The sequence below is a fragment of the Arenibacter aquaticus genome (assembly GCF_003957295.1).
GTDB lineage: Bacteria > Bacteroidota > Bacteroidia > Flavobacteriales > Flavobacteriaceae > Arenibacter > Arenibacter aquaticus.
On sequence record NZ_RQPJ01000002.1, the window covers coordinates 214,894 to 227,026 of the forward strand.

Genomic DNA, 12,133 nt, shown 5'->3' on the forward strand with positions numbered 1-12,133 from the left:
GCTGTCCTCTAAAGCTAAACAAATAGCACTTAAATTACTTCTCAAAATAGAAAAAGCCGTTTTACATTCCTGTAAAACGGCTTTTCAATGGTAATAAAGTAATCCTCGTCGGAACTATTGTTTATCCCATCCCCCTCCTAAGGCCTTGTACATTGCTACTTTCGCCAACATTTGGTCCTTTTTGGTTTCAATAAGTTCCACACTGGATTCCAGTGCTTCCCGTTGTGTCAGTAACACTTCCAAATAATCTGCCCTGGCCGATTGAAAAAGGCGTAAGGAAATATCAATGGACTCATTAAGTGCTTCAACCTGTGCAGTTTCCAAATCATAACTCTTGTTAAGATTATCAATATTGGACAACTGATTGGCCACCTCTATATAAGCATTTAACACAGCCATTTCATACTCGTACACCGCTTGTATTTGTCTAGCATTTGCATTATTGTATTGTGCCTTAATAGCGCTCCTATTGATTAAAGGGGCCACTACGTCACCTACAACATTATACAACACAGATTCTGGGGTTGAAGTCAGGAATCTAGGCTTAAAGGCCTCTAATCCCACACCGGCCTTAATACCCAAGGAAGGATAGAAATTGGCCTTGGCAACCTTAACATTCAACTTCGCCGCTGCCAACTCGTATTCGGCTTGCCTTATATCTGGGCGGTTTTGGAGTAATTGGGAGGGTATTCCAGCATTAATTGAATCCATCGTTTTCTCAACAAAACCTTCAGAATCCCTTAGGATATGCTGTGGTGATCTCCCAATCAAGAAATTGATCTTGTTTTCGGTCTCCAGAATCTCTTGCTGTAATTCATACTTCTGACTTTGATTCTTAAGTACCTCAGCCTGAAACCTACGTACGGCCAGCTCTGTTGCCTTTGCGGCTTTTTTCTGGAGCTTTACCATGGCTAGGGCGTTTTGTTGAAGGGAAAGATTTTGTTCTATAATGGCCAATTGATTGTCCAAGGCAACCAACTCATAGTATGAATTGGCCACCTCCGAGACCAAATTGGTCACCATAAAATTCTTACCTTCTACAGTAGAAAGATATTCAAAAACCGCTGCCTTTTTAGCATTTCGCAGCTTTTTCCAAACATCCACCTCCCACGAAGCGAAAGCTCCTACCATATAATTAGGCAAAGGCTCAGGGAATTCCTCTCCTTCCCTAACGTCCAAATGCTCTTCCACAGCTCCGTTTCTGGTATACTCCCCAACTTTTTCAAGCTCGGCTCCTGTCTGTATGTTAACAGAAGGCAGATATTCCCCTTTTCTGGCCCCTATTTCATTCTTGGCCATATCTACCCGCTGCATGATAATATTCAGTTCTTGATTATTGATCAAGGCGGCGTCTATAAGTGCCGCGAGATTAGGTTCAGAGAAATAGTCCTTCCACTGGATCGTTCCAGTATTTAAGGTGTCTGAAGAGCCATTTTTATATTGATCCGGTAAATTGGCGTTCTCCTCCTGTATTGCTCTTGTTGGCACGCATGAATATAAGACCACGATTGAGACTAAGCCAACCAAAATTGATTTCTTATTCCTAAATATATTTGCTGTTTCCTTATTCATTTCCTTGTCTTTTGGTTAGTTTTTTCAGCAGTTTCGTTATCTCACGTAGTTTTGCCTTGGTTTTACTTTCCCCTTCACTCGTTCTCATTAATTCTTCCGAGAAAGGTTCGGTAAACTCATCCTTGATAAGGCTTCTGCCCTCAGCCATTTTACCAAAAAAGTAATACAAACCCGGAATAACCAAGACCCCAAAAATGGTTCCTATCAACATACCTCCCAATGCTGATCCACCTATGGTCCTGTTTCCAATAGCCCCAGCTCCTGTAGCTACAACCAAGGGAATTAACCCGGCGATAAAAGCAAAAGATGTCATAAGTATTGGTCTGAACCTTGCTTTAGAACCTTCAATGGCCGCTTCCAAAACGGTTGCACCCTGTCTATGTTTTTGTACCGCAAATTCAACGATAAGCACGGCATTTTTACCCAGCAGTCCTACCAACATAATGACCCCTATCTGGGCATAAACATCATTTGCCAGCCCCATCATCTTCAACAATGCGAAGGAACCAAAAACCCCAACGGGCAAGGAAAGTATAACTGCAAATGGCAGTAAAAAACTCTCATACTGTGCAGCAAGTACGAAGTAGACGAAAATCAATACAACAATAAAAATGTAGAGCGATTCACTACCTCTATTGGCCTCATCATACGACAGCCCTTCCCAAGCAATGTCATAGCCTCTAGGGAGCGACTCTTCGGCTACTTCCTTTATGGCATTAATGGCATCGCCACTGGTGAACCCTGCAGCTGGAAGCCCCCTGATGGCAGCTGAATTATATAAATTATAACGGGTTACCTCATTGGGACCCAATTGTTTTTCAAGGCTCATAAAGGCTGAGTAGGGAACCATATCTCCTTCCTCATTTTTCACAAAAAGCTTGTCCAGATCGGTAGGCAAGGCCCTATACTCTGGAGCTGCCTGGGTATACACTTTGAAAAATCTACCAAAACGAATAAACCCTTGCTCATAGGTACTCCCTATTAAAATATTCAGGTTTTCCATAGCCTTTCCAATGGTAACCCCTTTTTGCATGGCAATTTTGTTGTTGATCTTCAATTTATATTGTGGATAATTCGCAGAAAAGAAGGTAAACAGCCCGGTTAATTCCTTGCGTTTGGACAGGGCTTCCATAAATTCATTATTAATACGTTCAAATTCATGATAATCCGTACCATTGGTCTTATCCAACAAACGCATAGCAAAACCACCCGAGGAACCAAATCCAGGTACTGCTGGCGGTTCAAAGTATTCTATTACTGCCCCCAGATCCTTGGTTTTCTCTTCCAACTCTTCCATGATTTCATGAACAGCATGATGCCTTTCGGACCAAGGTTTTAAATTGATTAAACAGGTACCTGCATTGGAACCACGACCTTCAGTCATAATTTCATAACCGGCCAAAGACGAAACGGATTCCACTCCCTCTGTTTCCTCACAGATTTTTTGCAATTTTCTGGCCACTTCGTTGGTACGCTCCAGGGTGGCACCCGGAGGGGTCTGAATAATGGCATATATCATCCCCTGATCTTCGTTGGGAATAAATCCTGCCGGTAGCACTTGATTAGTTAAGAATATTCCGGCACAAAAAGCTATTAATATTCCAAAAGTAACAATCCTTCTAGCCACAATTTTGTTTAAGAGCCCTACATAGCTTCCCGTTAGTTTTTCAAAACCTTTGTTAAACCAATCAATAAACCTATCTATTGGTGACCTTCTTTTAGGTTTACCGTGATTGCTTTTCAACATCATGGCACAGAGTACAGGTGTAAGGGTCAAGGCCACAACGGCTGAAATCACAATAGATCCGGCCATGGTAATTGAGAATTGTCTATAGAATACCCCTACTGGCCCTGTCATAAAAGAAATAGGGATAAATACGGACACCATGACCAGTGTAATGGCTATAATAGCTCCCCCAATTTCCTGCAGTACTGCTGCAGATGCCTTATAGGGTGTTAGCTTCTCCTCTTCCATTTTTACATGGACGGCCTCTACCACTACAATGGCATTATCTACCACAATACCAATCGCCAATACCAGAGCAAATAGGGTTATGAGGTTGATGGAGAGTCCAAAAATCTGCATTACAAAAAAAGCACCTATCAGGGACACTGGTACTGCTATGATAGGGATTAATGTTGAACGCCAATCACCTAAAAACAGGAAGACCACTATGGCCACCAAAATAAAAGCATCCCTCAACGTATGTAATACCTGCTCTATAGAGGCATCCAAGAAGTTGGAGACATCATAACTGATCTGAAACTCTATTCCTGGAGGCAGTTCGGCTTCAAGCTCTTTCAGCTTATCTTTTACGGACAAAATCACATCACTACCATTACTTCCAAAGGTTTGCTTTAAAACAATAGAGGCAGAAGGCTGTCCATCCAAGTTGGAATAGATATCGAAGAATTCACTACCCAATTCCACATCGGCTATATCTCCCAGCTTTAAAATTTCCCCTTCCTCATTGGCCTTAATAATAATATCCTTATACTCCTGGGGCTCGTCATATCTGTCTTGATAAGTAAGCACATACTCTAAGGCTTGTGACGTTTTTCCAGAACTCCTCCCCAACCTTCCTGGTCTGGCAAGGATACTCTGGTCTTCCATAGCTTCCAAAACTTCTTCTGCCGATACATTATAGGCACGCATACGGTCTGGCTTTAACCATACCCTCATGGCATACTTACGGCTCCCTAAAATCTGGGCACTGGCAATACCTTTGATCCTTTGAATTTCCGGAACCACCTTGGTGTAGGCATAGTTGTACAGGAACTTCTCATCATTGTTCTTCTCCTTACTAAAAAGGTTTACGTACATCAACATACTGGGCTGTACAGGGGTTATCACCACCCCTTCACGTTGCACCAATTCTGGAAGTAAGGGCATTACTTGGTCTACCCTTGTCTTAACCCGGACTACCGCCTGGTTGGGGTCTGTACCGGGTTCAAAAATAACCCTAAGGGTACCCTCTCCCGCACTAGTAGCGTCAGAAGCTATATACCGCATTCCTTGAACCCCATTGATAGCTGTTTCCAATGGTATAAGGGTGGATTTTACCAAAACATCGGCACTGGACCCTGGGTAGGCAATAAAAATATTAACGGTAGTTGGGGCAATCTGTGGAAACTGGGAAATGGGCAATTGCTTAATAGCCAGCAAACCAGTAAATACGATAATTACCGAAATGACAATAGCCAATACCGGTCTATGTATAAATTTTTTAAACATGTTTGTCTAGATTAAGTATTAATTATTCCGCATAAAGCGCCAAATGTGACAAGACAGCATCAGGCTCCTGAAACTCGGTGTGAATCTTGTCCTGGTCCTTTACCTTTCTAATTCCTTCCAACAATATTTTATCACTTTCGGACAAACCATTTTCCACAATAAAAAGATTGGGCAATTCAGCACCTACGGTAATCTCTTGCTGTTGTACTACATTGTTATTATCTACTACAAAAACATATTTTTTATCCAAAATCTGAAAGGTGGCTTTTTGGGGAATGACCAAAACATCCTCAAAGGGAATCCTCATAAGAATACTTCCCGTTTCGCCATGTCTCAGAATACCATCAGGATTAGGAAAGGTAGCACGGAAAGGAATATTTCCAGTTTCACTGTTAAATTCCCCTTCAATGGTCTCTACAATACCTGTTTGACCGAAGCGCTTGTTATTGGCCATTAAAAGGCCGACCTCTTTTTTTGTGCTGTTGTCTACGTTGGTAATATAATCCAAGTATTCTGCCTCTGGCACATTAAAATATACCCACATCTGGCTGTTGTCGGACAAAGTGGTCAACAATTCCCCTTCATCCAATAGACTACCTTCCCTTACGTGTAGGTGATCCATGATGCCATTAAATGGTGCCTTGATATTAGTAAAGCCCAGATGGGTCTTGGCAAGCAATACTTCTGCCTTGGCCTTTTCATAACCGGCCTTTGCCATGGCCAGCTCATTTTCGGACACCACATTGCCATCGGCTAGGAGCTTTGTATTCTGGAATTCGATTTTGGCAACTTGAGCCTCGGCCTCGGCCTTTTGAAGTTCAGCCTCGTATATATTGGGCATAATTTGGAACATTTTCTGACCTTTTTTAACGGTTTGCCCCTCATCTACCGAAATATGTTGTAAATACCCCTTTTCCAGTGCCCGGACCTCTATATTCCGAATGGAGTGTATTTGGCAGACATAGTCTTTGATTATAGCCGTATCCTTTTTAACCGGACTGGTTATTAGGTACTTGGTTTCCTCATGTTTTTCATGTTTTTTGTTGTTGCAGCTTAATTGGCTCAATAGTATAAACGCGCCAATAATCATGGGAGTTTTCCTCATAATGATGTTATTTAAGAAAATTTAATTGGTTTTTTAACAAATGAATCTGCTTGCAAGTCCAATTGAAAGATTCAAGGGCTTACATGATTCGAAATAAAAATTAAAATGTAATAAGAGTGTTCATTGGCCCTTGAGGTTAAAGACCAATCCATGGAATTCTATATTCTAAAAACCTGGAATTTAATATGCCGCTTACAAGGGTAAGCAAAAGCATGGGGTTTAAAATAAATGGAACTGTTTTCTATTCCACTTAAAAAATATCCTGACATTTGGGCATAAAAAACGGCGGTTAGCAAACCCCCGTAAATTTTATTTTGAGTTAAGGAAAAAAGCACTTTATTACTAACTTTTTCCTCCTCTTCCGCCTCAGCAACTTCTGCTATTATCGGTTGTTGAACTTCAAACAGATGGGTATTGTCGAATACTTTGATGGGCAACCCTTCAGCCATCTCACAATCGGAATTCCCTGAAGCTGTGAAATTTGATATGGGGCTGTATGGGTCTAATATCGGGAGTGTGTCCGCATAAACACTATTGAATCCATTTACTAAAAGGATACAAAGAAGAAATAAATATTTTTTAAATGCCCGATTCATACGGGCATCAAAACTAGACCTTGGCCTCGACACGCACAAGTAGTAGTTGTTAAAATTAATTAAAATACCTGTTGTAACCCTTACTTTTATCAAACCCTTTCTACGAGTACCTCCAAATATTGTTTTATCTAAAATTGTTGTCCATCTATTGCTAAATGCGCATTGCAATACCCTTATGACCAGCACCATAGGCTGGATAATTCATTTAATCCAAGGTATCCAACTTATTAAGAGGCAATAAAATAGTGAATTGCGACCCGCCATTAGGAATGGACTTCATGGAAATATGACCATGATGAAATTCCACTATCTTTTTGCAATAGGCAAGACCAATTCCTTTACCACTATCCGGGTGGAACTTCTGCAACAACCCAAAAACTCTTCCTTCTGCATTGGGTGGGAATCCACTAGAATTGTCTTTTATCCGTATTTGGATAAAATGGGTAAACTTGTACGCATCCTCAACAACCTGGTAAAAATTATCCTTAATAATGTCTGCAGTTATGTTGATGGATAGAGGCTCTTCTTGGCTACGGAACTTATAGGAGTTAAACATCAACTCCCCTAATACCCATGTAAGCCTAGGAATGTCCCCATAGACCTCCACAGCCCTCAGGCCACTTAAATCAGGTGCAATCCCGGGATTATTGAGCTTAATTAAAGCCGAGTGGATCATGGCCGACAAATTACCTGTAGTACTTTCATTTATCCTATCCTCTAGGGAATGATAACGCTGCAATCTGGCCATTAATTCCTGGGCGTATTCAGATAGATCCAGTAGTTTGTGCAAATATGACCTTAGCTTTGGATCAAAACCTTCATTTTCCGTTCTTCCCTCAAGTAGTCCGGCAAAAAGATGGATCTTCCGCAGTGGTTCCTGCAAATCATGGGATAGGATTTTACCAAACTCCTCCTGCTCTTGGTTAACACGCCTAAGATCCCTTAATTGTTGTTCATTCACTTCCTGCTGTTTTTCCAGCTTTAATTTCATTTTGAGAAGTAACTCGTTATCCAACAAAGCTTTTTCTGCAGTACGTTTGGCTTCTATAATTCCCTTTTCGTATTTATTCCTTTTGGCCATATGAAGACCAACCGCTTGTATGGTCTGCCTACCATCACTGTTCACCAGCACCATATTCATAAGTACCGGATATTCCTTACCCCCTTTGGAAGATACGGACAGGAACATTTCATCTACCTTATTTTGCATCATCAACATGGGGAGAAAATGGGTTTTATAAAAGATTTTGCTCCCTGGCGTCAACAGGTCTTCAAAACGCAACTTGCCTATAAGCTCGGAAGATTCGTATCCCAAATAATCCAGCATCCTTTGATTTACCTGGGTAAGCAGCCCATCAACTGGAAAAGAAAAAAGAAAACAGGGGAGATTTTGGTTCAAAATATCTGAGGGTGTTAGGTATTGGTTTATTTTAGGCAATCTTGGGTTTCAAGATATTCCTGAATACATTTAATGGTTTCATCCGGATGGCTCATATGGGGACAGTGACCAGTGGCCTCCATATAACTTATTTCACTTTCCTTAAGTTCACGGTGCACATATTGACCAACTTCCTTGGAAGCAATATCGTCTTCAGCACATTGAAGGATTAGGCTTGGCACCAACACCTTTTTCAGGTCTGCCCGATTATCCGAGAAAAAAGTGACACGGGCAAAATTCGCTGTAATTTCCTTATCCATAGAACAAAAACTAGTTTCCAATTCCTTGGTAAGCTCTGGTTTGTCTGAATTTTTCATAACTACCGGAGCCAAAAAACTGGCCCAGCCCACATAATTATTGTCCATCACATCCATTAGATCTTCCAAATCCTTTTCCTCAAAGCCTCCATAATATCCAGGTTTGTTAATATAACATGGAGAGGGACAAACTAAAACAAGGGATTTAAAAAGATGGGGCTCCCTTATGGAGGCCAACATTCCAATCATAGAACTTACCGAATGGGCAACAAGTATTACATCCTTTAGCTTTAGTTCTTGGCATATTTCAATAATATCCAAAGCATACCCCTCTAGCGAACCGTAGCGTGCCTCGGCATATTTGCCAATGTCCGATTTTCCGCAGCCCACATAATCAAAAAGTACAATTTGGTACTCTTTCTCAAATGCCGGAGTTATATACCTCCACATACCCTGGTCACAGCCAAAACCGTGCGCAAACATAATTACTTCAGGTCCATTTCCGAAAATTTGAACGTTATTTCGCTTTAGTACATCCATAGTTTTGAGTTTGCCTAAAGATATATGAAAAGGACCAAGAATCAATTCAAAGATTATAAAAGTGTAAGGAGAAACTACACAACCTTGTACCCTAATCATATCCCGTGCAAAAAAATTATTCCCAACTAGTACAAAGGCAATATCCTCTCCTTCTTAAGCCTATATCCCAATTCCCCTACTTACCAAAAAATTAATAGCTACATTTTCACTATATTCAAAAACTATAATTTAAATGTGTTAAAGGAAAATTTAACCAAAAAGCAGGGGGTATGGAGGTAATAAGCGACCCAAAAGTTAAGACAGTATTTAATAACTATCCCACAGTTGTGCGCAAACAACTAAACAATTTAAGGAAGTTGGTCCTGGAAACGGCAGCCGAGATAGAGGAAGTTAAAAAGTTGGAAGAAACGCTTAAATGGGGAGAACCCAGTTACCTCACCAAATATGGGAGCACAATAAGAATGGATTGGAAAGAAAAAAATCCAGATCAGTTTGCCATCTATTTTAAATGCACTTCAAAATTGGTCCCAACATTTAAAACTATTTATGGGGACAAATTTAATTTTGAAGGCAATAGAGCCATTGTTTTTAAACTTCAGGATAAGATACCCGAAGCTGAATTAAAACATTGTATTTCCCTAGCCTTGACCTATCATAAGGTAAAACATATGCCGCTATTGGGGGCGTAAAAAGGAATTAATCTCTATAAGTGTGTGTACATGTGCGTAGATTGTATAAACAGCACCAACTATCCCACAGCTGGTGCTGTCTTCAATTTTTGCTAAACCCAAATATGGTGCATTCATAAAGTTTAATGCACATAAATTTAAACTTTAATAATTTTCACTAATACCATTTTAAATTTTCCACAAAAAAACACTGACCAGGTAGATACACCCAGTCAATGTTCATATACAATTCATTTATGTTTCTAATTTAGAGACCTATAGATCTTTTTTAAACATTTTCAGGAACTTCAAATCCTTCCCTATAGTTACGGGTAAGCATTTTGTCGGCTTCCTGATCATTTACAAAGGTTTCGGACTTTGGATTAAATGTTAAAACACGATCCAATCTATAGGCAATGTTTCCAAGGTGTGCCAATCCAGAAGATAGGTGAGCGGTTTCAACCGGCCCGTTCAATATACTTTTGTCATGTTTACGTACAGCCTCTATAAAATTGGCAAAGTGCCCATCTGTACCTCCTGCTCCCCTGTCCATACCGGATGCCGCTTTTCCTCCATCGTCACCAGACTTACCAGGTGTTCTATCCTTACCTAGATAGGTTTTATACTTGTCGTAACCATCTACGACTAGAATACCTTTATCGCCATAGAAAATATTTCCAACGGTAGCGCCATCTTCGGTGTTGGTACACCAAGGACGGACTTCGAACTGAATAATTTTGCCCTCATCCGGGTACTTATATACAGAGGTAAGAACTTCTGGTACCTCCTTACAATCGTCCCAAAGGAACTTACCTCCCATGGAAGTTATTTTAGAAGGAAGCCCAACATCCAATCCCCACATACAAAGATCGGTTTCATGGATACCCTGATTCCCCACATCGCCATTACCGTAATCCCAATGCCAATGCCAATTATAATGCACAAGGTTTCTAGTAAACGGACGTTTTGGTGCTGGGCCTGTCCATAAATCGTAATCTATACCTTTGGGAACGGGAGAAAACCCTTGATCACCTATATCCCCTCTCCAACGAAAGACTAGTCCGCGTGCCATATATACACGACCTATATAGCCATCGCGCATTAATTCTATGGCCTCGTTAATGGCCGGGGAACTTCTTAGCTGTACCCCATGCTGTACAATTCGATCATATTTATGTGCTGCCTCCACCATCTTACGACCTTCCCAAATATTGTGGGATCCCGGTTTTTCCACATATACATCCTTACCGGCCTGGCAAGCCCATATTACTGATAATGCGTGCCAGTGATTGGGCGAGGCTATACTTACCACATCTATATCTTTGTTATCCATGACCCTTCTTAGGTCTTGTTCCAGCGCCACGTCCTTGTTATAGGTTTCCTTAAAAGATTTTTGCCGCTCTTTTAAGAGGTTCATATCAGGGTCACAGAGTGTGGCCACCCTAACATTATTTTGGACCATTAAACTCTTAATGTGGCTTTTACCACGTCCGTTTACACCTAAAACTGCAGCGTTGATACGGTCGTTAGCACCAAACACTTGTGATGAGACTATTGTTGGCGCCGCAATTATACCGGAACTGGCCACAGCCGTTTTCTTTAAAAAAGATCTTCGGGTTGATTTCATTTGCTTATATATTTAAAATGACTTAAAATTCTGCAGACAAATACGAACTATTTGGCATCTCCAACTTAAAATAAATCACTCATCATTGTTTAAAATACAGCCATACCATACAGATTTAAAAGGTGCTGCCTAGTCCAATATAAAGCGTTTGTTAACAGCAAGGAGCAGATTAAAACACCCCACAGATAACAACCGCCATATTTTTTACCTAGGAAAGTTAACAATTTTTTATCAAGTTCGTTAACGTTAACGTTAAATATTTTGGTTTTCCTTAAAATGCAGGCCAATAAAACACCAACTATCATAATTACCTACATACAGATTATAATTAATACCATAGGCCTAAAATGGTAATAAGATTCCAATTAAAAGGGTTCTATAATTCCGGTTCAGGACAATTGAACAAACGACATAACCATTTCCGATTACTTAAAAATTGTTATCTTAGTCTACAACACCTATTACCAAAGCTTGGACAAGATTAATCACCCCATTTTACGGACTTGGCCATCCTTTGATTTACCCTATAAGCCATGGAAGAGGAAAAAACACCAATGGTAGAAACCCAGATGATGATAAGAAAACCTGTATCCACAGTTTTCAATGCCTTCATTGACCCCACTATTACCACAAAATTCTGGTTCAGCAAGTCTGACGGAAAACTAACACAAGGCAAAACCGTTACCTGGGAATGGGAGATGTACAATATTTCAACCAAGGTCTTTATCAAAGCGATTATTCCCAACCAACTAATTTCAATGGAATGGGGCAATCCAACCACAACAGTGGACTACGAGTTTACCAAATTGGGAGCGAACACCACCTATGTTATCATTAAGAATTATGGCTTTCAACAAAAGGGGGCCGACCTTATAGAGGCTATCAAGGATAACACAGGTGGATTTACAACAGTTCTAGACGGATTAAAGGCTTATCTGGAACATAATATAGTTCTAAACTTAATAGCCGACAAATATCCAGCTAAGGGGAATTAATTTGAAAATCTTAGAAATGATCTATATGGCAACCTAGTAGCAAGAAAAGGAATTAACAAAAGACCAACAACAAACTATTTGGGAAATTAAAAGATTCGTT

The 12,133-nt window shown here is 40.4% G+C and carries 9 protein-coding genes; 2 read left to right on the forward strand and 7 right to left on the reverse strand.

The window, feature by feature from the left end; genetic code table 11:
* Window positions 1-114: 114 nt before the first annotated feature.
* From EHW67_RS03865 to EHW67_RS03890, 6 genes are all read right to left on the reverse strand, one after another.
* Window positions 115-1,572, reverse strand: coding sequence for a TolC family protein (locus EHW67_RS03865; RefSeq protein ID WP_126161046.1), 1,458 nt, complete (start codon window positions 1,570-1,572; stop codon window positions 115-117).
* Window positions 1,565-4,807 (reverse strand): efflux RND transporter permease subunit, encoded by a 3,243-nt coding sequence (locus tag EHW67_RS03870; protein WP_126161047.1) that lies wholly within the window; start codon window positions 4,805-4,807, stop codon window positions 1,565-1,567. The genes EHW67_RS03865 and EHW67_RS03870 overlap by 8 nt, the downstream gene beginning before the upstream one ends.
* A 22-nt stretch (window positions 4,808-4,829) precedes the next feature.
* Window positions 4,830-5,912 carry an efflux RND transporter periplasmic adaptor subunit gene (locus EHW67_RS03875; RefSeq protein WP_126161048.1) on the reverse strand — a complete coding sequence of 361 codons (1,083 nt, stop codon included), beginning with the start codon at window positions 5,910-5,912 and terminating at the stop codon, window positions 4,830-4,832.
* A 158-nt stretch (window positions 5,913-6,070) separates the two neighbouring features.
* On the reverse strand, window positions 6,071-6,697 hold the full coding sequence (locus tag EHW67_RS03880) for a hypothetical protein (protein WP_126161049.1): 627 nt from the start codon (window positions 6,695-6,697) through the stop codon (window positions 6,071-6,073).
* 16 nt (window positions 6,698-6,713) lie between these two features.
* On the reverse strand, window positions 6,714-7,907 hold the full coding sequence (locus EHW67_RS03885; protein ID WP_158285072.1) for an ATP-binding protein: 1,194 nt from the start codon (window positions 7,905-7,907) through the stop codon (window positions 6,714-6,716).
* Between the two features lie 26 nt (window positions 7,908-7,933).
* The gene (locus tag EHW67_RS03890) at window positions 7,934-8,743 is read right to left on the reverse strand and encodes an alpha/beta fold hydrolase (protein WP_126161051.1); all 810 of its coding nucleotides are present in this window, start codon (window positions 8,741-8,743) and stop codon (window positions 7,934-7,936) included.
* A gap of 269 nt (window positions 8,744-9,012) precedes the next feature.
* Between EHW67_RS03890 and EHW67_RS03895 the strand changes: the two genes are divergently transcribed.
* On the forward strand, window positions 9,013-9,432 hold the full coding sequence (locus EHW67_RS03895; protein WP_126161052.1) for a DUF1801 domain-containing protein: 420 nt from the start codon (window positions 9,013-9,015) through the stop codon (window positions 9,430-9,432).
* A 268-nt stretch (window positions 9,433-9,700) separates the two neighbouring features.
* Here EHW67_RS03895 and EHW67_RS03900 read toward each other — a convergent pair whose 3' ends face one another.
* Entirely contained in the window at window positions 9,701-11,038 is a 1,338-nt protein-coding gene (locus EHW67_RS03900) for a Gfo/Idh/MocA family protein (protein WP_126161053.1), read from the reverse strand.
* Between the two features lie 533 nt (window positions 11,039-11,571).
* Here EHW67_RS03900 and EHW67_RS03905 point away from each other — a divergent pair.
* Window positions 11,572-12,033, forward strand: a complete 462-nt coding sequence (locus tag EHW67_RS03905) for an SRPBCC family protein (RefSeq protein ID WP_202911910.1) — start codon at window positions 11,572-11,574, stop codon at window positions 12,031-12,033.
* Window positions 12,034-12,133 lie beyond the last annotated feature (100 nt).